Source organism: Vibrio salilacus (assembly GCF_002811245.1).
Classification (GTDB): domain Bacteria; phylum Pseudomonadota; class Gammaproteobacteria; order Enterobacterales; family Vibrionaceae; genus Vibrio; species Vibrio salilacus.
In genome coordinates this window covers 179,581-201,064 of sequence record NZ_NIVQ01000001.1, presented here as the reverse complement: position 1 = coordinate 201,064, position 21,484 = coordinate 179,581, and the positions used below count along the sequence as shown (strand labels likewise).

Annotated in this window: 17 protein-coding genes, 2 pseudogenes and 1 riboswitch; of the genes and pseudogenes, 4 read left to right on the top strand and 15 right to left on the bottom strand. The window is 44.9% G+C overall.

The window, feature by feature from the left end; translation table 11 throughout:
• Positions 1–2: 2 nt before the first annotated feature.
• Together CDZ87_RS00870 and CDZ87_RS00865 are read right to left on the bottom strand one after the other, a co-directional pair.
• Positions 3–926, bottom strand: coding sequence for an ATP-grasp domain-containing protein (locus CDZ87_RS00870; protein ID WP_100751743.1), 924 nt, complete (start codon positions 924–926; stop codon positions 3–5).
• The gene (locus CDZ87_RS00865) at positions 887–2,707 is read right to left on the bottom strand and encodes a PI-PLC domain-containing protein (RefSeq protein WP_100751742.1); all 1,821 of its coding nucleotides are present in this window, start codon (positions 2,705–2,707) and stop codon (positions 887–889) included. The genes CDZ87_RS00870 and CDZ87_RS00865 overlap by 40 nt, the downstream gene beginning before the upstream one ends.
• A 454-nt stretch (positions 2,708–3,161) precedes the next feature.
• Here CDZ87_RS00865 and CDZ87_RS00860 point away from each other — a divergent pair.
• A pseudogene (locus CDZ87_RS00860) lies at positions 3,162–3,503 on the top strand (integrase); the annotation flags it as partial.
• Positions 3,504–3,542: 39 nt separating this feature from the next.
• Here the strand turns inward: CDZ87_RS00860 and CDZ87_RS00855 are convergent.
• Complete coding sequence (locus CDZ87_RS00855) at positions 3,543–4,592, bottom strand: linear amide C-N hydrolase (protein WP_100751741.1); 1,050 nt, start codon at positions 4,590–4,592, stop codon at positions 3,543–3,545.
• Between the two features lie 82 nt (positions 4,593–4,674).
• Between CDZ87_RS00855 and CDZ87_RS00850 the strand changes: the two genes are divergently transcribed.
• Positions 4,675–5,676 carry a GGDEF domain-containing protein gene (locus CDZ87_RS00850; protein WP_100751740.1) on the top strand — a complete coding sequence of 334 codons (1,002 nt, stop codon included), beginning with the start codon at positions 4,675–4,677 and terminating at the stop codon, positions 5,674–5,676.
• Between the two features lie 298 nt (positions 5,677–5,974).
• Here the strand turns inward: CDZ87_RS00850 and CDZ87_RS00845 are convergent, their stop codons facing one another.
• The 7 genes and pseudogenes from CDZ87_RS00845 to thiD form a co-directional block, all read right to left on the bottom strand.
• Entirely contained in the window at positions 5,975–7,363 is a 1,389-nt protein-coding gene (locus tag CDZ87_RS00845) for an SLC13 family permease (protein WP_100751739.1), read from the bottom strand.
• 261 nt (positions 7,364–7,624) lie between these two features.
• The gene (locus tag CDZ87_RS00840; RefSeq protein WP_100751738.1) at positions 7,625–8,923 is read right to left on the bottom strand and encodes a methyl-accepting chemotaxis protein; all 1,299 of its coding nucleotides are present in this window, start codon (positions 8,921–8,923) and stop codon (positions 7,625–7,627) included.
• A 110-nt stretch (positions 8,924–9,033) separates the two neighbouring features.
• A pseudogene (locus CDZ87_RS17270) lies at positions 9,034–9,153 on the bottom strand (alpha/beta hydrolase); the annotation flags it as partial.
• Positions 9,154–9,180: 27 nt separating this feature from the next.
• Complete coding sequence (locus tag CDZ87_RS00830) at positions 9,181–9,492, bottom strand: ArsR/SmtB family transcription factor (protein WP_100751737.1); 312 nt, start codon at positions 9,490–9,492, stop codon at positions 9,181–9,183.
• 65 nt (positions 9,493–9,557) lie between these two features.
• Positions 9,558–10,316, bottom strand: coding sequence for a phosphatase PAP2 family protein (locus CDZ87_RS00825; RefSeq protein ID WP_100751853.1), 759 nt, complete (start codon positions 10,314–10,316; stop codon positions 9,558–9,560).
• 132 nt (positions 10,317–10,448) lie between these two features.
• A complete protein-coding gene (locus tag CDZ87_RS00820; RefSeq protein ID WP_100751736.1) occupies positions 10,449–11,399 on the bottom strand; it encodes a sensor domain-containing diguanylate cyclase in 951 nt (316 codons plus the stop codon).
• 140 nt (positions 11,400–11,539) lie between these two features.
• Positions 11,540–12,370, bottom strand: a complete 831-nt coding sequence (thiD, locus tag CDZ87_RS00815) for a bifunctional hydroxymethylpyrimidine kinase/phosphomethylpyrimidine kinase (protein WP_100751735.1) — start codon at positions 12,368–12,370, stop codon at positions 11,540–11,542.
• A 93-nt stretch (positions 12,371–12,463) separates the two neighbouring features.
• Positions 12,464–12,562, bottom strand: a riboswitch (TPP riboswitch).
• A gap of 195 nt (positions 12,563–12,757) precedes the next feature.
• Between thiD and CDZ87_RS00810 the strand changes: the two genes are divergently transcribed.
• Both CDZ87_RS00810 and CDZ87_RS00805 read left to right on the top strand, forming a co-directional pair.
• Positions 12,758–13,696: a DUF2860 family protein gene (locus tag CDZ87_RS00810; protein ID WP_100751734.1), complete on the top strand. Its 939-nt coding sequence runs from the start codon at positions 12,758–12,760 to the stop codon at positions 13,694–13,696.
• Positions 13,697–13,748: 52 nt separating this feature from the next.
• Complete coding sequence (locus CDZ87_RS00805) at positions 13,749–14,738, top strand: alpha/beta hydrolase family protein (RefSeq protein ID WP_157806442.1); 990 nt, start codon at positions 13,749–13,751, stop codon at positions 14,736–14,738.
• Here CDZ87_RS00805 and CDZ87_RS00800 read toward each other — a convergent pair.
• The 5 genes from CDZ87_RS00800 to CDZ87_RS17145 all read right to left on the bottom strand — a co-directional run bounded on the left by CDZ87_RS00800 (position 14,729) and on the right by CDZ87_RS17145 (position 21,126).
• Positions 14,729–15,610, bottom strand: coding sequence for a helix-turn-helix transcriptional regulator (locus tag CDZ87_RS00800; protein ID WP_245834626.1), 882 nt, complete (start codon positions 15,608–15,610; stop codon positions 14,729–14,731). The genes CDZ87_RS00805 and CDZ87_RS00800 overlap by 10 nt on opposite strands.
• Positions 15,611–15,711: 101 nt before the next feature.
• Positions 15,712–18,810: an efflux RND transporter permease subunit gene (locus CDZ87_RS00795; protein WP_100751731.1), complete on the bottom strand. Its 3,099-nt coding sequence runs from the start codon at positions 18,808–18,810 to the stop codon at positions 15,712–15,714.
• Complete coding sequence (locus CDZ87_RS00790) at positions 18,807–19,949, bottom strand: efflux RND transporter periplasmic adaptor subunit (protein ID WP_100751730.1); 1,143 nt, start codon at positions 19,947–19,949, stop codon at positions 18,807–18,809. Before CDZ87_RS00790 ends, CDZ87_RS00795 begins: the two co-directional genes overlap by 4 nt.
• A complete protein-coding gene (locus tag CDZ87_RS00785) occupies positions 19,939–20,826 on the bottom strand; it encodes an ABC transporter six-transmembrane domain-containing protein (RefSeq protein ID WP_100751852.1) in 888 nt (295 codons plus the stop codon). Before CDZ87_RS00785 ends, CDZ87_RS00790 begins: the two co-directional genes overlap by 11 nt.
• Positions 20,827–20,973: 147 nt before the next feature.
• Complete coding sequence (locus CDZ87_RS17145) at positions 20,974–21,126, bottom strand: hypothetical protein (protein ID WP_172953536.1); 153 nt, start codon at positions 21,124–21,126, stop codon at positions 20,974–20,976.
• Positions 21,127–21,484: the final 358 nt, after the last annotated feature.

Genomic DNA, 21,484 nt, shown 5'->3' with positions numbered 1-21,484 from the left:
ATCTAATCCCTTATGCCGTATAAACCATCATGCTCCAAGATCTTTAGACGCATCAGAGTATTCTCAAACACATCCTTCGAGTCATGAGCAATATACGCGATCCCAAAGTCTCCAGTTGTAAGCTTAGGGTTCTCCGTCACGTAACCAAGCGGAGGAATCTGCCTTAAGCTATGAAACGCAGGTAGTCGCCTCATCTTGCTCAAATCAATCCGACTTGTCACGGTTCCTGCCTTGTGACCACGCAGGTACACCATAGCGAAGTTCATTTTCTTAGGCTTACTCACTCCTACACGCGACAGAAACCTCTCAGGCTCAAAGATTGACTCAGCCCATAAAGACGCTTGACTGTACCCCACACCAAAAGAAAATGCGTCAATGTACAGATCCGGCCCCATTAATCGGAAATTCACCTCGATAAGCTTTACCCCAGATTCAGTTACACGAACCTCGGTATGAGCTGCGCCGTTCTTTACACCTAAAGCATCAAGGCAGCCAGATACATACTTGATAATATCTTTGCTCACACCTTTGTTGTAATCGATATCCGTTGCCGAGATCTCCCTGTATACGGGTGTCCCATCGACTTCCTCTAGATTAACCTCAAGAATGTCACCATATACATGATTGGAGTCTAAGCTCACTGTATTAACAACATATTGCTGGCCTTGGATATACTCCTGAACCATTACCCTTGTATTGATGTTTCCTAGCAAGTTTTCCGCATTAACCAGACTCTCAACTCGGCTTTGTAAGCTATTGATGTCATCACAACGGAAACACCCATCGCTACCCGCACTGTTTACTGGCTTAACGAATACTGGGAACGAATCTTCATCATAACTTGGAAGCTCTGAAACAGACTTAACCAACTTAAAACCAGCCGAGTCTAGCCCCAGATCTTGGATCCGCGAGAGCAAGATAGCCAAAGGCCGTTGTTATTTTGAGATTGATGTACTTCAACAGTATAACCCTCATCGTTCATGTCGACTTTCGCTTCTCGCCCCTTGGTGTAATTGACACTTACGTCCTGAATTTGAGTCGATCGCCCTCGTTTCCCTACGCGATACCACAAATCATCACCACTCGGCGAACGATGTGTAGTGACAGTATTGCCGTTTTGTGATAGCGCAACAGAAGGGAAATGGGCAGTGTCGTAAATAAACGGATAGGTAGTGGCCAGTCGAACGCGGTTTGTTATACTGGCACGCTCTACGGAAGAATCAACATTGAATTCAATATCTAATTTATTCGCGTCTAAATGACCGATACGAGTCCACCCCTCCCTTTCTCCCGACTTGCTTTTTTCCCAACTGACGATAAGTTGGTGGGAGTCATTGACATCGACTTGGGGCCGGCTCAATGAACTGCCTTCATCATTTATCACCGAGTGATGGACATCAGGGAAATCGATCGTTTTATCACTTGTCAAAGTACCAACAGCATAATATATATTGTCGTAATCGGTATCACTGAACACCACAACAATTTGACCATCATCAGTTAACACTACGTCTGGGTTGTATCCTTGAAAAGGTGATTTTTGAGGACTTTCCCATCGTATGTCATCATTGATGACCTCACCTACCACCAACCAAATAGCGTTATTGTTTTGCGATTTATGTACAGCCACAATCATACCATTATCGTTAAGGGATACATTCGGTCTAACCCCCGAAGAGTATCGCCCATGCCCTTTCCAGTTAATGCCATCTTCAGCTTTATCCAGTGTGCCCAACCGATACCATAAACCGTCATTATTTTGTGAGCGGTGGACTTCTACGACACGATTACCGCCAACTTGAGAGTTGATCGATACAGCTGGCTCACGCCCTTGAGCATAATTGCTACGGTGTTTGATAGTGAAGGTCGCAAAATCTTGTTCGCGCCAGACATTTTGATGCTCGCGCTGAAGCAATTTTTGATACTGACTATAGAATGGGTAGTCGCTAGCGGGAAACGTTACCTGAATATTATCGTCGTAAAATCGATGTCCGTACTTATCCCATTTATACACCCGTGAAAAACGCTTGGATTTATTGTCTTTTACCTTCGATGTTGCCGAGGTATCACTGCCTTTGAAATTAGCGAACTCTCGAAGGCTACCATATAAAAATTGGACATCGTTGCTTTTATCGTATAAACCACGATTTCCGTCGTCAGAAAATTTTTTATGGTTTGAAATAACAAAGACTTTGCCTTTAGCGTCAGTAATGGTCATCTCTGAGACTGCAGGGACATGATTTGGGGTAACAAGCTTGTTACCAAACACGCTTTTCACCCCATCGAGAAAATCAGATAAACCTAGCTCAGTCCAGTCATCTCTATTCTTAAAATCGACCGAAATGAACAAAGGAGGGTGCAATGGATGTAAATTTGACCAGTCGTTAATCAGGTTAAACCAGATTCGCAGATCATACGAAAAGGGGTTAGCATTGTATTGGAGGTAAACTTCGTCTCCAACGCCGTCGTGTCCAACTCCCCCCATATCGTACTTGGGGTAAATATCGAACTCAAGGCCATAAACTCCATTGTCTAACTGTTGAATAATGGAACCACTGTTACTATAGCCTTTTAGACTACCGGAATAACTATTGTGAGTTGTTGCAAATGATTTATCTAACAATAGCACATTGTCTGATGAGTGGACGAGTGAAGGTATCAACATCGCCACAGCGAGACTAGAGAACAAGCTTTTTTTAGCAAGCATTATACACATCCTATGTAATTGGAGGATTTCATTCATTTTCCCTCATCGTCAATCTAGTGAAGTAATGAGGCATGGATAGTGTATAATCGCGAATTATGTAAACCCAAGTGCATATTGATATTTTGTGATTGCTTTCTAAGTGTGTCTCAATGTTATCCTTAGGCAGAAGTTAGGTGATTGCGAATTAACATAAAGGAGTTCTGGTTATTGGTTGCTCTGCTGGGATGAAAATACGCAGGTGATTGACTTCGGTATAACACTGCAAAAGCACAAGCTTTTCCATATTTTTAGTTATCCACGGATTACCAACATTCTATTCCCCCAAACTAATTTTTGTCCACGGATGATTCTTATCACCCTGAACGACTGCTTGATCGATGGCTATCAAGGCTGGAACCGTTTCAGTTTATAGCCAGACTTTATGTTGACCAATAATATTGAAGAGGAGGTCAACATGAGAAAGTTATCTTCGGGAAAATGCAGCGGCATTAAACGACCATTCAAGTTGGAAGAAATTTGGCGAATTAGAACTAGGCTAGAGCTTGAAACCGACCTAATGCAGCTTGCACTACTGAACTTAGCCATTGATAGCAAATTAAGGGTAAGTGATTTACTAAAGCTGCATGTATATGATGTTTCTTCACAAGGAGTAATCTATGAAAGGGTTCCATGCATCCAGCAAAAAACTGGCACCGACGTCCACTACGAGATTACCCCGAGAACGCAACAAAGTATTAGCCGATGGATCTACTCGGCATCCTTAGAGGCAAGCAGTTTTTTGTTTCCAAGTGGTCGCCCTCACAGATTTTATCTGTGAGGGCGATGCAAAGGAAAACTAGCTGAATGGGTTGGGGCATGCCACGAGGTGGTCTGTAACGTCGCCAGACTCGATAGGGCAAGCTGATTTGGTTGCTTTTTCTTTTTGCAGCAGCAAGCGTTGACTCGTAGTGAGTTCGGGAGAAAAGTGCAGTGATAGTGTGCTCATGGTCACAGTGCTAGACAGGGAGTAAACTTTCTTGCGGTGATCGGCAAGATTTGTCCAGATCGTATAAGACGCTTTCTCGGCGCAATAGGGGTTAAAGTGCACAGGCACAGAGCAAGCGGCCACCAATGATTTAGCTTGATACACCGCTTCGCGTCGTTTTTTTGCAGGCTGAGCAAAGGTGAAGTAATAACTGGCGCGCTCAAAGCGTTGTGTAGCGCTATTACCGCCAGGCGCAGAAAATACTGGGTGTTCAACTGGAGCGTTAGGTCTTTTGCCCCAAATATACTGCCAATAGGCCGTCAGCATTCGTTGAGTTTTGTAATCCGGTTGATTGGTGACAACGGTATCCTGAGAGCTCTCATAGAGTTCAAATCGACCGTTGCGCACTTCGATTACGCCTGAACAGCCATCTGCATCGGAAAGAGCAAGGTGAAGATGTGATTGTGTGTTAGAGGTGTCTGGTAAAAGCTCCGAGACAATTGTAATGTTGTGAGTGGCAAAATACTGAATAGCTTGCTGGACGTTAGCAAAGCGGTCGAGCACAAACTGAACCCAGCGATTGGCGCTGAGGAACTGACCTTCACCGTCAGTGGGACCATAACTGACATGAGAATCATATAAGCCGTTTACTGCAAGCCCCGCTTCATTTAATCCGTCTACGGCGGCATAACCCTTTTTGTCGCTACCCATGACGGTGGTCAAACTAGCGTATTTAGATGTCCATTGCAGTACCTGCTGCGGAGCAATATGGATTTTTGCCGCTGACTCGGTACTAAGACCTCGGTTTACCGTGCCCTCAGGGAAGGCGTAAAAGTAAGTATTGACGGGCCAATACCAATCCATGTTGCGCGCTGTCACTGGAAATTTATCGTTTAAGTTATTAAATATACGTGTGCACATATGCGTTAATATCCTTGTTATCAATAAGTTAATCAGGTTATCATATACGAGCCTTATAGGCATTTAACCCATGGACGAACATATGGACATAAACGAGCTCGATGGCAGCTTAACACTACGTCTCAAAGTGCTTAAAGGCATGAGTCTCGGGATCGGAAGTTTAGCCGCCTTGCTGGCTATCGGTAACTTTGCTATTAGCCAGAGTTATCTATACGGCACGTTGGAAGGCTTATATGCGCTTTACTCTTGGCATGTTTATCGCCAAATCGATAGGGGAAATGCATACAAGGGCCATAAGTACATTATGTCACTGTGCCTGACGTTACTCGTCATTAGTGGCACTTTCCTCAAGCCAACAGTTAATGGTGTATTTTTTTGGTCGCTGGTATTACCTATTGTTTACTATTTGTTGCTTGGCTACAAAGTGGGCTTTGTAGCGACTGCATGTTTGTTTTTCATCCAGATCGTCAACATCACTTATCAATTTTACCTAGAGCAGTACTTTGACATGTTGACGATGATGATCAATTTCTCCTTTTGTTATTTCAGTATTTCGGCGATCTCACATGTGTATGAGTTCAACCGCGAGTCAACGGAAAACAAACTAAGTAAGTTAGCCACGCTTGATCCGCTAACTGGAGCTAATAATCGCCTCGCATTGAAGCATCGTTACCAAGCGCTAAAAGTTCAAGGAACATCATACTTTCTATTGGTATTAGATATCGATTACTTTAAAGCCATCAATGATGAACACGGTCACGATGGCGGAGACTGCGTACTTCAGTCTGTGGTGAAAACGATGGCTCATGTGGTGGGAGGAGAAAATGTGTTTCGCCAAGGGGGAGAGGAATTCTGTATTCTGTTAGCTGGTGTCTCTCAACAACATGCTCTCAAAAATGCGGAGGCCATTCGTCAAGCAATTGATAGGACGCCTGTTCGCTATCTAGGGAGAGCGATCTCTGTCACGGTCAGTATTGGCTTGGCTGAGGCGCATACGTCGAGTTATATCGATGAAATCCAGCGTGAAGCAGATGCTAATCTTTATGATGCCAAATCACAAGGGCGAAATAGGGTTGTTACATAACACGATTGAACATCGACCTTCTCTGCTGTCACTTGAGGCTAAAGTACACTTTTATTCATGGATCCTATTGTCCGTTAAAAGCTTGGCTAGATCTGACCGGGCCCTAGTATTGCTGGAGGCTTCACCAAGCATTTTTTCAATACCAAAAGTTATCCGTTTCAAACTAAATTATTAGCATCTCTAACGCAAAAATGTCCAAACGCAATTTCCCATCCACACTCTAAGCTGAATGCCTGTCAAAAAAATCCTCGAATAACTTCGAGGATTTTTTGCTCTTATATGGAACTTAACGCATTCATTACGTCCAAAAACTTAGCGCGATAAAGGTCAGTGCGCCAATACATGCTATGTTGAGAATAATCCCGACACGCATCATCTCACTTTGCTTTATATGCCCAGAACCAAACACGATGGCATTAGGCGGTGTCGCCACTGGCAACATAAAGGCACACGATGCCGCCACTGCGATCAACACGGATAAGACAACCGGCGACATACCAAACGCTTCTGCCACACTGGCAAAGACTGGAATTAACAATGCAGCGCTTGCTGTGTTGCTTGCAAACTCAGTCAGGAAGACAACAAATACTGCGATGACTGCAATAATAAAGAAAATACCAAGGTGCGAGATCATCTCACTCAACCCATTGGCCAAAAAGACACTGGTGCCCGTCGCTTTAAGTACGTTACTCAAGCAGATACCACCACCGAACAACAGCAACACACCCCAGTCAGCAGTTTTTTCAATATCTTTCCAGTGCACGACACGTGCAAAATTGACTGCGACGATCGCTCCCAAAGCGACCAGAGTATCAAACTTAGCGTAACCACCAAGCATGGCATTGATCGGTTTGCTAAAAATCCACAAACTAACGGTCGTAGCGAAAATCAGCAAGGTAACAACTTTTCCTTTGTCCCAATCGACTGACTCATGATTAAGTTCAAACTGACCTGAAAGATCCGGTTTTAACACCGCAAACAGTACAACTATCGACACAGGCAATAAAATTAAGCTGGTGGGTACACCAAACCTCATCCAGTCAGTAAAGGTTAACCCCACTTCAGCCGCTGCAATCGCGTTTGGTGGGCTACCGACAATCGTTGCGATACCACCAATACTGGCACTGTACGCAATCCCCAGCAGCACAAACACATAGGTTTTGTGGCCACTTTCAGAATTCACCTTGCTCAATACACCAAGCACCAATGGCAACATCATCGCAGTTGTCGCGGTATTACTGATCCACATAGAAAGCGCAGCTGTGACACCAAAAAGCATAAACACTGCTACACTCATTTTGCCTTTCGCTACAATCAGTACTTTATCGGCAATGACCTTATCTAGACCTTGACGATGCATGGCAGCCGCAAGTGCAAAACCGCCCAAAAACAAAAAGATGATGGAGTTAGCGAAATTATTTAACGCGGTTTGGGTATTAAACACACCGAACAGGACCGCCATAATCGGGACTAAAATAGCGGTTACCGTAACGTGTAGGGCTTCAGTTAACCAAAGAATCGCAACAAACGTTAGCATACAGATCCCCAAGACAACTTGAGGATCAAAGGGTAACGTAAAATACATCACCGCAAACAAAATTACATCCGCTAAGATGATCATGCTGTTACGGTTAAAAAACCATTCTCGGGTATTGGTGGGTAAAGGGACACTATCGTTTCTATTCATTATTATTTTCCTTATGAGGGCCATGTGGCATGCAAAGGATCCCACATAACCTCACGTGAAAATAATTTTTCACTGCGAATTTGTTAACCATATCAACAACGAGGTTGTAAATGTTAACGCCATGAATAATTTGAATATTTTTCCATCCATAAAGTGCTCATTTTTTCAGCTCGTCATGGATAGGTAGTGCCAATAAGCCTCCAAGCATACATTGACATCAATGACCAATTTAAAAATAGACTAACCATAAAACATAAGTCACTAAGAAGACTGACTGTCAGAAAGTTGTAACACGGTGTTAGAAACGTTCTCGGCACCTTTATATATGTCATCCATCACCGATGATACTTCGGTAATTTTGGCATTCCCAGTTTCTGAAATTGATGACATTTCAATTATTCTAGTGGTAACTTCGTTGATAAGCCCCTGATTTTCTTCAACAACATTAACAATCTCGTTAGTGGAGTCTGAAGTCCGAGACGCGAGTTTGCGCACTTCATCAGCGACAACAGCAAAACCCCTTCCATGTTCGCCCGCTCTTGCTGCTTCAATGGCCGCATTTAGTGCTAATAAATTAGTTTGGTCTGCTATGCCTTGTATGGTAGATACAATATCTTGAATATTTTGCGAGCTCAATTTAAGCTGTTGTACTTTTTCGGCGGTCTCTTGCGCTTTTTGGGATACGCTTAAAGAGACGGCAACAGAGTCGACCAAAAGCTTAGAACCTTCTTGAGCGATTTGGGCCGTCTCTACCGACGTAGAGTAGGCGATCTCTGAAGCTTCAGTTATCGCGCGGTTACGTTCAACACGCTCTGTGATGTCAGTGGCAAGTTTAACCACTTTTATAACATTTCCAGCACTATCCATTACCGGATTGTATGTAGCCTCTATCCAGACACTCTCCCCGTAAGAGGTTCGACGCTGAAAAAGTCCTGACTTTATCTGACCGCTTTGTAGTTCTTGCCAGAATTTAGGGTTTTCATCATAAAAGTCATCAAAACAAAACATTCGATGATGCTTTCCTTCAACTTGGTTATCACTATAGCCTAATGTTTTTAAGAAGTTAGTGTTGGCACAAAGTATGGTTCCGTTAGGATCAAACTCAATAATGGCCTGCGATTTGTCCAAGGCTGAAAAAAGAGCATCATTCTTTTGATTTCTGTAATACAACTGGGTGATATCTGAAGCAATCTTTGCGATGCCCGTGACCTTACCGTCCATGTCATTAATCGGGAAGTAGCTGGCTTCAAGAATGATGGTTTCGCCTTGCTTATTCTTTCTCTCAAAAGTTCCCTCTTTAGAGACTCCATTGGCAAGATCTCGCCAAAAACTCAGATAAGTAGAAGAACTGGAATAACTATCAGAACAAAAGATTTTGTGGTGTTTTCCCTTCACTTCGTCCAACGAGTACCCTACGACACTCAAAAACAGTGAGCTCGCATCTTGGATAATTCCTTCCGGGTTGAACTCGATCCATGCAACATGTTTTTTTAATGAAGTGTACACATCATCGGCATGACTAGACTTCAGCGGTGACTCTTTCTTCTTGGTAAAAAACATAACGAACCTTAGGCAGAAACCTTGTTGATACTTATATAGCTATAATAGTCGAATAATGAGATGTATGTAGACCAATAACCTTCCCTAATTGCTTTGCAAAATCCGCCACACTAGGCAACGAACTTATCGAAACTCTCCATGACTTGTGAGCACTTCATTACTCGGCCGTGACATTGGCCTTGCGTGGTGACTAACTCGACATTGTCCATCTCCTCAGGGGCCTTTTTCGAACAACATCGTACCCGTTCGACGAGCACTCACGAGTTACAGCTTGAGGAGCCTTTCTCTTCGGCGCAACACTCTTCTTGCAAAAAATCGATAACACCTTGTAAACATTGGTAATCAGTCACACAGTAAAGCGTGCGTCCTTCACGACGTTGGCTGATTAAGCCCACAGACAGCAAACTGGAAATATGATGAGACAAGGTTGAACTAGGAACTCCGAGCGCTTGTTGCAACCGGCCTACCGCCATGCCCTGATAGCCAGCTTTGACTACCCGTTTATAAATGCTGAGTCGGATCGGATGCCCAAGTTCTTTTAAAGCTTTAGCAACGGCTTCAAGCTCCATAGGTTTTTCCTCATAATTATATATTTCCAAAATAATCGAATAATAAGCATTATGCAATCGCCGAACTAACGGGTTAACTTTTTATGCTGAGAAAACGCAGACAAAGTGAACCATCGCTCAATCAGTCGGTATATGTTAGGAATCAGCAGATAAACTAAGCCAACAAACAGAATCGACCCGACCAGATCTATCGGACGGTGCATCCCGAGCCATAGACGGCTGTATGCGACCATTATCGCCCAAACACCCAGTCCAGCCGCCAGTGCATAACGCTTGTACTCAATAAACACGCCACCAAAAAATGCCAAGCAAATCGCAGAGAAAATGGTATGTCCTGATGGGAATGAATAGTCTTTTTCACCCTGCCAGTGCTTGGTTCTCCAATGTGATACTTGTTTTGAAACCTGTTCAATAACGTGCGTTTGCTGAGCATCATTTAATTTATAGAAATGTTCAGCTTGAGGAATGAATAACTGATGGACAAGAAGAGCGGTGTAAGGACGCGGGCTTTCCGTCATATGCTTTAAACCGGTTTTAGCCACAAAACCAATCACAAGCAAAATACTGAGGTGAACCAAAAGTGCGAGCAATCGAGAACGACTACCGACCAAATACCAAGTGATGGCGACTAACAACGTCAGGGTGATGAGAAAACCATTGGTCCCTGCTGAATCGGTTATAAGGGTAAAAACCATACCTAAAAAAGGACTCACATCACTTAATAAATCGATATGGCTGACCAACGCAGACATTGGCGCGACCAACAATAAAAACGCAATCAACAACAGTAAACCTGCGCGTTTGTTTTGAATAAAAGCTTGCACAATACACCACACAACTAACCTCACCTACCAAGTAGGTATATTAGCTGAAGGTGTCGACAAAATTCATCAACCTAATGTCAATTTGACGACAAGTTAATGACTAATCTTTCTGGGCTCACATTAGCAAAACGGTCAATGTTTAGACTTAAACATACGTTGATCAGCCATCTTCAATAACACTTCAAGATTCATATCACTCTTTTCTTTGGCCGACGCTACACCTACGCTAAATTCAAGTTTGTAGGGTGCCTCTTGGTTTTGATTAAAGGCATCAATCGCCTCATTAAAACGGCGGATGGCCACATTCGCAACCTTTTCACTTGCCCCAGACATCAACACAACAAATTCGTCACCGCCAATCCGTGCAATAACATCCGAGTCTCGAAATGATGAAGTAAGCAGTTGGGTAAAATCGATCAACGCCTGATCACCTACGGCATGACCGAGTGTGTCATTAACCTGCTTAAAGTGATCTAAGTCGAAAAATGCCAACGAGACCGCTAACCGACCAACCAAACAGTGTTCCATCGCCTTGGGGGCGAGCAAGTCGAAACCTCTGCGATTAGAAATGTGAGTTAGTGTATCGGTTGTTGCCGTTAAGCTGGCAGAAAGCTCGTTTTCAGCTATCTTGGCTAAATCAATCAGATCAATAATTTGCTCTTGGTTCAGCTGACGCGGTTTGGTATCGAGGATACACAAGGTGCCAAGCTGATAGCCGTTTTGATAAATCAGCGGGACCCCAGCGTAAAATTGCACACCGAGCTCCCCCGTCACCAATGGATTGTCGCAAAAACGTTGATCCTTGAGCGTATTAGGAACAATCAGCGGCTTATTACCCAAAATAGCATGGCCACAGAATGAAACTTCTCGTGAAGTCTCTTTGACATCGATCCCATCACAAGATTTAAACCACTGCCTGTCACTATCGATCAAACTTACAACAGCAACAGGCACATCAAAACAACGTCTTGCCAAGCGAGTTAATCTGTCAAAACGTTCTTCTGGTTTGGTATCTAGAATATTGAGTCGTTTAAGTGTTTCTACTCTTTGCGCTTCATTATTTGGCTTTTTTGGACCCTGCATTCAACTGATCTCTTAATACTTTATGGTTAGATACTAGCACCTAAAAGAGCACATGTTGGGATAGGACAACGATTATTCCACTATGATATGAATAGCAAGGTCAACCCGGAATACATTTATCTAAAGACAACGTATTGGGTTTAACGCACATGTGAATACCCCGCAAAAAAGTGATGCACAGGACCATGTCCCCGGCCAACGTCAAGCTCATCAGCATGAGTTAACGCCTGAGTCAGATATTGCTTTGCTAAACAGGCGGCTTTATGCAATCGATGTCCCTGAGCCAGATAGGACGCGATAGCAGCGGAGAGCGTGCAACCTGTGCCATGGGTATTGGTGGTCACTACTCGTTGAGAGCGGATCAACTCACTGTGATGATTCGTTACAAGTAAATCATTACTATCGGAGGTTTGATCTAAGTGTCCTCCTTTAAGTAGCACCGCTCGGGCCTGAAGGGCGCGAAGTGGCTCTATTAGCGCCCCCATTTGGTCTTCATTGGTTGGCGTGTTAGCCCCGATCAATGCTGCCGCTTCAGGGAGATTCGGCGTAATTAAGTCTGCGAGCGGTATCAGCTCGTTTTTGAGACTCTCAATTGCGCTGCGCTGCAATAGCAGATCACCACTGGTGGCAACCATAACAGGATCAACCACCAGCCATTGAGGCTGATACTGACGAATTTTTTTTGCAACAACGCGGATGATATCAGCATCGGCCAGCATACCCACTTTCACCGCAATAACCTGTAAATCAGAAAACACCGCATCAAGTTGACTCGCAACATGCTCAGTGGGCACGGGATGAATAGCACTCACACCCTGGGTATTTTGGGAGGTAATAGCAGTGATCACCGAGCACGCATAGCCACCGGTTGCTGAAATGGCTTTGATATCAGCTTGAATTCCAGCGCCGCCTCCACTGTCTGAACCAGCAATGGTTAATACAATAGGTGGCGTGTCTTGTAAATGCGGCATATAAGCTCCTACAACAAGACGTAGGACCCCTTGCTTGATGACCGAAAAATTTGATCTCTCCGGTATTAAGTAAGGCCATCGAACCCAAAGGAAAGCACGACGAAAATAGTTCCCTACGTCAGTGCTAACTGAATCAGGTTCAACGGGTCTCGGTTACGATCTCAGCCTAAATAGGCTCCCCGACTATGAATGCAAACAATAACAGCAATTTGGATTGATGTGTAGTGTGCGCACAAACCAAGATGTGGACTCGTTTGTGAGCAACTGAGCAAAGTCGGACACTTTTTATCCTTGCCGCTGTGAAACAATCTCGTCCAGTCTACGAAGCATATTGCCATTGGAATCCGAATTGAAGGCAAACTGCGACAATAAAATAAGGGATAAAGCGTGAACATAAATAGATTGACCGTGGCCACGGTCCTTATTGCATGCACATCACCAAACGTATCGGCCGCGAATCAAGGGTTATCTGGTAGCTTAGGGGCAGTCATTGTCTATAACCAAAGCCAAAACAACTTGTCTACCGCGGCAGCTGAAACACTGACGTCACTTAACGGCGAAGCTGAGCATGTCGACTCAAGCACACTGCTTCCTTTAGGGCAAGTTCGTTACCAATTTCATCAACATCAAATCTTCGTTGGTCAAAGTGAAGATACCTTTGTAAAAGGTCTGCTCGGTTTGGAAATCGGATACAAGAACCAATGGCACGAAGGCTCTTCGTTTACGCTTGCTTACGCACCAACCTTGGTCGCAGGTGAAGCGTGGCAGAACGCCTACTTGATCGATAATAAACGAGAGAAGACCTCAATAAAGGGGGATGTGGTTAGAGTGAATTACGAATATCAGTATGCTGGATTAAAGCTGGCCTATTACGATCGAGCGATTAAAAATGAACAGGCGCCGAGCGATTTATTGAATAGAAATGGCGATGGGTATTTCGCTCAGTTTGCCCTGACTCTGCCACTCTCTGGCAATCTATTCATTGAACCTAGCCTTTTTTATCAACACGAGAACACCCAAGGCAAAGCCAATACTTTCGACAAATTTGGGGCGGGCCTCGCTGCTACATTGACCCTCTATCCTTATACCTTGGTTATCGATGCTCGCATCTCTGGTAGCGACTATGAGGTTAAACATCCTCTGTTTAAAAAAGTACGAGAAGACGAGCTATTTCATTTGCAAGTCTCAGCCGAAGAGAAAGACTTCCTCGGAATCAATCAGGTCAGTCTTATCGCGCAGGTAAACTACCAACAATCCAATTCAAACCTGACTTTTTACGATAGCGAAGAGTTTGGCATGCTTATTGGTGCCTTATACCGCTTTTAACTAACCTGAAACAAAAGGAGTCAACATGTTGCAAATCAGAAGGTCAGTTTTAATGCTAATAGCCACGTGGATCGCATGTTGGAGTCATGTGACTTTGGCTCAATATGTCGAGCAACGCCCCTATTTTACACACCAGAGTCACCGCCTTTCTGCTTATTTCAAAGCCCCATCTGATAATAAGGTCAAAGGAGTAGTGGTGTTCGTTTCGGGCGACGGGGCTATCCCTTATGATGCACATGGATACTATGAGCCTATCTGGCAAGTGTTCCTTGATGCTGGCTATGCAGTTTTTAGCTGGGACAAGCCTGGCGTGGGCAAATCGAGTGGAAATTGGCTTGAACAATCGATGTCAGATCGACAAGACGAAGTTCGCACAGCAATTGAGTTTGTAAAGCGCCACTATACAGGCCAAGCGAAAACGATCGGTCTAATGGGATTTAGCCAAGCTGGATGGGTCGCGCCCGCATTAATGCAAAACAGCTCGGATGTGAACTTTATGGTAGGAGTCGGCTACGCCATAAACTGGTTAGATCAAAGTTGGTATCTGACCCAATCACGATTACAACGTGAAGGTGCTGCGGCGCAGGTGATCGCCCGCTCAAAGAATATGCACCAACAAGAACGATCATTTTGGCATAACAAGCCAAACTATGAGGATTACGTTAGGCTTTTTTCCAATCAGGAGAAGCCAATTAGCAAAGCGCGTTTCGGTTTCATCAAAAAAAATGTATTGTCTGACGCTGAGCAAGACTATATCGGCCTTCACCAACCTATGATGATATTACTTGGTGATAATGATGAACAGGTGGATACCACGCGAACTTTCAAATTATTGCACGCTCTCTACCGTGAGCAAAGTCATGCCACGATTAAGATGATCCCCAACGCTACTCATGGCCTGCTTAATCACCCAGAGTTTAACAGTCAAACCAATGACATCGTGGTGTTAGTAAAAATCGGGCTATTCGGTGAACGCGTTTACGCGCCAGGCTTTTTCGAGGCGCTTTCTCACTGGCTGGATACACTCGATACTCAACTATGATCATGAGTAAGGTCAGGCACTAAAACAGGAAGCTGAAACGAAAAGGTCACCCCGCCCACTTCAGAGAGTTCAATGTGGCGAATCATCTCAACCAAGTCGCCTTCCACATCAAGCTTAAGGCCCTGCGTGTCAGCGGCTTTAAACAGTGCGTCTAATGCCATGCTGTAGGCAACATCTGAGGCTAAATAAACGTCACTGCACAAATAATACCCTTCGGGAATAATCCGATCGTATTGAATTTTCGCCACTTGCCAGTTGCCTATTTCGGCTTCAATCTCACTCCACGCTTTATCCACTTGTTTGATCGGTGAGAGGCTCATTAACTGCATCGATTTTTTGCCGTACCTCTCAAACACCGTGTCCCAGTCGGCGCTCGCTAATTTAAGCCTTTTAATACCTCGCTGCGGATACCACACCAGCTCGGTAGGGATGGATTGGGCAAGTTCTTGCTCCATCGAAGAGTGGCAACTTGGATGGGCGAGTTGTTGAATAAACTCGGTCGTTTCTTTCGGTGTCGCTCGGGAGCCCATCGCTCGGATATACTTTGCTGTGACACCCAGTTCGCGCTTCAAGGCCTTAGCTAAAGACTGTGACGATGAAAAGCCGCAATATTGCGCAACGTCAATAACACTCCACTGCTCATCGTTGATGAGTAAACCGACGACCATTTGCAAACGTACACGGCATAAATATTGACCCGGAGTTTCATTAAACAGTTCGGTAAACTGACGGTGGAAATGATAAGGCGAGATTGCGCTCTCTGTAGCTATCTCTTGCCAGGCACGGCGTTCGCTCCAGTCTTTGTGCATCAAGGTAAGCGCATGCTTAAAGCGTTTCTGAAGGTGGTTAGGTAGCGTGTCAATCAGTGCCATTTCAGGAACCAGATTATAAGCAGTGATACTCTCGTGTTCTATTGAGCCTTTGCATTCAGCCAAGCTAGACTTACTGGCCCTCTTGTCCTTTATCGATTCTGTCATGATTGCTCCAAAGTGAATGCTGCAGATGAATCTTGCGGACGTTTCGCAGGCTGGCGACAAAACAAACCTAGCAGCACAGGAATGAGAATCAAGGTGACCATGGTAGCGAACAGTTCACCAAACACTAAAGAGACAACCGCAGGTTTTAAATATTGCGCTTGCTCTGCTGTTTCGCTCAGTAATGGCAATAAACCACACACAGTGGTCACTGTGGTTAAAAAAATCGCTCTAAAACGACTGATTCCTGTAACCAAAAGCGCTTGTTGTAACGTTACACCTTGTTGGTATTCTCGATTAAAGCGCGTGACCAAAACCAGCGAGTCATTAATAACGATACCCGTCATGGCCATCATCCCGAACATGGAAAGGATGCTGATCGGCAAATCCATCCAGTAGTGACCAAAGATCGCGCCGGCCAAGCCAAAGGGGATTACAGTCATGATGAGTATCGGCTGCCAATACGATTTCAAAGGCAGTGCCAACAGAATATAGATCATGACTAGCGTCAGTGCCATCGCCGATTTAAAGCCACCGGAGACCTCACCTATTTCCTCAAACTCACCACCCGACTTAATCGTGATATTGGGGTATTGTTGATGCAAGGAGTCAATGGTTTGTTTAAGCTGATCGAGTGTTTTCTCTGGTGATTGCTGGTCGCGGTTTTGCTTCCAATAGAGGTGGATAACTTGCTCTCGGTCACGACGATGAATGACTTGAGGCTGCTGCTCATGACGCAACTCAGCGATATCACCAACCAACACACTACCGCCATTAGATAACATAATGGTGGCTCGTTTTAACTGTGCTAAAGTTCTTCGCTCATCTCTAGGATAGTGCAACAAAACTTTGGTCTCTTGTCCGTGATCTAACAGACGATGCACTTCTCTTTCACCATAGGCCTCACCGACAAGTTGAGCAAGCTTGGCTTGGGTTAAACCTAGTTGCTGACCATATTGATTTAATAGTAAACGGACTTGTGGAATGCCTGCGCGACTGTCATCGTATACATCCGCTACCCCTTCGAGTGACGCTAAAACATTCATGAGTTGCTGACTGACTCTGGTCACTAAATTCCGGTCATTGCCAGAGATGGTCAAAAATGTGCCACCAGCAGGCTCATCGGCGGCACTGAAAGTAACCGAATGTGCCCCCTCCACTTGCGCGGTATTTTCTCTCCATCGCCGTAATAGTTCATTACCGGGGAGTAAACTTAACGATTCAGTGGTGAGTTCGGCGGTCACCTCAATGTCACCGAACCCATCAGACCAGGCTAACAAGTTCACCACTGGCTTTTTTTGCAACGGGTAATCATTGATCAAGCTCTGCTCTACCTCTGTCATCGCTTGCTCCACCTGTAATAACGCTTGTCGCTGCCAAGGCAAAGAGGCACCATCTTCAAGCTGCACCTGCGCGGTAATGTAACGACTAGGGATTTCGGGGAAGAACGAACTGCGAATGGCACCATTGGCCCACATACCATAAGCCAAGATAATAGTGGCGACAAAACCAAGCATAGTACCCATTTTATAACCAAGCGCAAAACTGAGAACAGGCTTGTAGATATAGAGGCTTACCCACTGCAACCCACCTTGTGCTAAGACTTGAAGTTTTGTAAAACTTCCTAGGCTTACGGTTGTTTTAGCGCGCTTGGCTAAGTGAGACGGCAAAATGAATTTACTGTCAATTAGGGAAAATATTAACGCAAAAATCACCACGGCAGAGAAGCCAGCAAGCACCTTGGCGAGTTCGTTGTTGATCCACAACATGGGAGAAAACGCAGCGATGGTGGTGAGTACACCGAAAACGGTCGCCACTGATACCGAATTCACCCCCTGCCAAGCCGCTTGCTTGCCACTGCCATTGGCTGAACTTTTATCATAGATCGCTTCACCGACAACGACAGCATCGTCGACAAGTACACCAAGAACTAAGATAAAACCGAATAAGGTAATATCGTTGATGCTGAAATCGAACACTTGCATCACTGCTAGTGTTCCACAAAGCGCAATCGGTATGCCCATAGCAACCCAAAAGGCAAGCCTCAGCTCTAGAAATATACCAAGCAAGATCAGCACAATCAGTAAGCCTTGCCATGCGTTTTCACCTAGACGGAACAGTTGGTCTTCAATATATGGCGCCATATCAGCTAGCATGGTTAATTCAATATCCGCAGGCAATATCATGCGCTGTACATCAAGCGTGTTGCTGATCGCTTCACTGACTTTGAGTAAGTTGTCGCGTTGACTCGTGCTGACGAGCAAGGCAATCGCGCTCTCACCATTATTGCGTACGATTGCACCACTGTATTGGTAACCGCGACTCAGCTTGGCAATATCTCCTAAGTACACTTGCCCACTCTGACCAGAAATCACAATAAGTTGTTGCAGCTTTTGCAGATCATCTGCATAACCATCACCGCGAATCACCATGCGCCCCTTATCACTGATGAGTTCACCGCTACGAGTTTCGAGAGATTGCTGCTCTATAAGGCCAGCTAAATCTTGCAAGCTTATTCCCAATGCTCTCAGTTGTTCAGGGTCTGGCTCGATCACAAGTTGAGAAGTGCGTGCCCCCCAATTCGATACGTTGGAAATTCGCGGACTCTTCTTTAACGCTTGCTCAAGCTGCTTGGCAATAGGTTGCAGTTCGGCATCGGTTCTTGGGCCAGATACCACAACAAAAGCGGCCAAATTAGTAAACTCATTGCGTGTCACTTGTGGCCTTTCGGCGTCTAGCGGAAAGCCGTTAATCGCATTGACTTGATTGCGAATATCATCCAGTAGCTTATTAAGATCAGCGCTACTTTTTTTAGCAACAATCACTTGAGACAAGCCCGCCCGAGATTGACTGGCAATCTGTTTAATACCAGCCATGCCGCTAATCGACTCCTCAATCCGTTGAGTAATCCCCTCATCTATTTGTTGCGCTGTTCCACCTGGGTAGTCAACAGTAATACGGATCGAAGAAGGCTCGATTTGTGGAAACGACTCAACACGCAAATGCCGCAATGCCAAGAGACCGCTGATCACGATCGCCATCATCAAGAGATTGGCGGCGATAGGGTTATCAATGAACCATTTAGTCATGCTCTTCATTCCATTGGCTCCCGTTTTAACGCATCGCCACTTGGTAACAATGGGGCAACCTGTTTGCCCGGCAGCATCGACAAAAGTGGGTATCGAACCACTCTACGTGCTGTCTCGCTGTTTTGCTGAAAGCGAACGTGGAGCCTATGCTCGCCTTGTTCAATTAAGACCACTGACTCTTTACGTAATCGGTCCTTGTTGTCTAATGTCCACACGTAACCGTCACGCGTCATTGCACTCAAAGGCACACTCACCACGTTGTCTTGGATACCTAAGCGGATCACAACATCAACTTGTTGGTTGGGATAGAGCCGGGGCGACACTTGATAAGGATCTTCAACCGAGAGCACGACCTCTCTTTGACGAGTCTGTTTATCCATCTCAGGTGAGATATAGCGCACTTTGGCTGACCATTGATGACGAGAGCGACTCTCGACCTGAATGCTTGGCTTAGTAAGCGCCGCTTGAACCTGTTGCCAGTGCATATCAGAAATAGGTAGCTCGACATTCATCGAGTCACTGGCCGCCAGTTCAAACATGACTTGGCCTGCCTCAATCCACTCTCCTGGACTAATATGACGCTGGGTGACCACTGCATTAAACGGCGCTGTGATCACTGCCTCTTCGAGCAACTTTTTTGCACTTAAATAGGCTTGCTTTGTGTGGGTGAGATGAGCTCTCGCGGCCAATAATTGCGGCTCTCTGCGCGCAAATGGTGATCTTGTTGATGGATTGAGCATTTTTATCGCAACCGTTTGTTCATGCCTGGCTCGTTGTAACTCTAATTCGGCATGCTTTAGATGACTAAAGGCTTGTGCGATACTCGCGTTAATCGCACTGGGATCCAACTTGGCTAATACCTGTCCTTTTTTCACCAAACGACCCGGTTCAATGCTTTCATCTAACCATTGAAGTTTCGCACTAGTCGATGATCTTATCTTTAATGGCCAGCGCGCCATGGTTAAACCCAACAGCCTCAACGTCGATTGATAGCTTGAGGGCGTGACTTCGATTACAGATACAGGTGGGTAAACCTTTTGTTGGTGAGTAATTGAAGCAGGTTGAGGTTCCAACTCATCAACCACGACCAACGCAACTAAAATAGCCACGCTACCAGCAAATACAGACAACCACTGGTTAGATTTCATTCTGGCTCTCCTTCGTCATTAGCGGCTGAGGGAGACAATTGAGCCGCAAGCAAATCTCACTTAACCGTGACAGCGTTTGTAGTGTAATAGGCAGCATTACGGCGGTTTCTACAAACTCAAGCGAATAGGTCACGATTGAAAACACTTGTCCCGCGGTCGGGTCGATAAGCTGGCTGACCATCCATAGATTGGCAATGATCGCAACAAACAGAGCAAGATAGATAAAGCCATACACCACTGCTTCTGTATCTGAGAGCTTGATTTCACACTGTTTTAAGCGCTCAAAGTGACGTCGAAATGCAGATAATCTGACACCAGTCAATACCTCCACCTGCTGCTCCATTTGATCGTTAAGTTGCCCGTTGAGTTGGATGAATCGAGAGTGGAAACCGCTATAAATCATCAACATCAATAGTCCGGAGAACAACATGCAAAGGGCTAATGACATATGGAATATTGCGAGGATAGTCACGGTGGCGACAAGCTGCACCACGGCTGTGAGGACACTTGGCAGATCATTTTCAAGAAAATCGACCAACTCTCGAGACATGGTAAGTCGTGCATCTTTGGTCGACACTGGCAAGCCGCGTAGGTTTCGCTCAACAAGATTGGCCAGCTTAAGCCGAATAGCCCCATACACACGAGTATCAAAAAAACGACGACCTACACCGATGATCACTAAGGCAATAAATAGAAATGCCAACATGAATAGCGACTGAAAATGTTGATTTAAAACACCATCGATAGCATGACCGATAAACAGTGGCAGTAAGATAAGCATCACGTTTTCAGTCAGCACCATTAACCAAGTAACGCCCACTTTGAGTGGTTCAAGCCGAATAATCGTGACAAGAGAAATAGGATGTTTGAACAGCATCATTGAACCCATAATGGAACATGAGCTCAGTATGACCAATTCGATAGCACAACAAGTGTCTCAAATTGCTGAGTTACCCCACGACGCAGTGCCTGGGCAAACAAAAAGGAGCCATAACGGCTCCTTTTTTGCTTAGCGTAAAGTCATTTATGCTTCAAGGACATCTTCACCTGACATTTCTGATATTAACAGTAAGTCCGACTCGTCCAGCTTCATACCCAAAACGGGCAGGCCATGCTGTGTAACCCAGCAGCACATAAACACGAAGAAAGCTAACGCGATTATACCTAGTGATACCATAATCATTCTCCTTCTGGGTTATCAAGTAATGTATCGATAACTCGTAGGTGAGAGACAAAGAGTGGTAAAGCAAAAGGCCGTTGAAAATACTGATTCTTATACGTTTTTCGATGCACGATAACGAATTGCTCGTTAGGCTATGTGTGTCAATTGCGTTCAGTTGTTCGTATTTGCTCTGGGAGTTTACTTGGTTCTCTACACCTTTGAAGTTATTTGGATACCCTATTAATATAGTAATAGCGTTTAGACGACACAACCATCTAGCGTAGTTATTTTTAGATGCGCAACTGCGCACTTTAATGTAATAAAACACCGATTTAATACAAAAAAATGTGACCACAAGCCTAGATATTTTGTC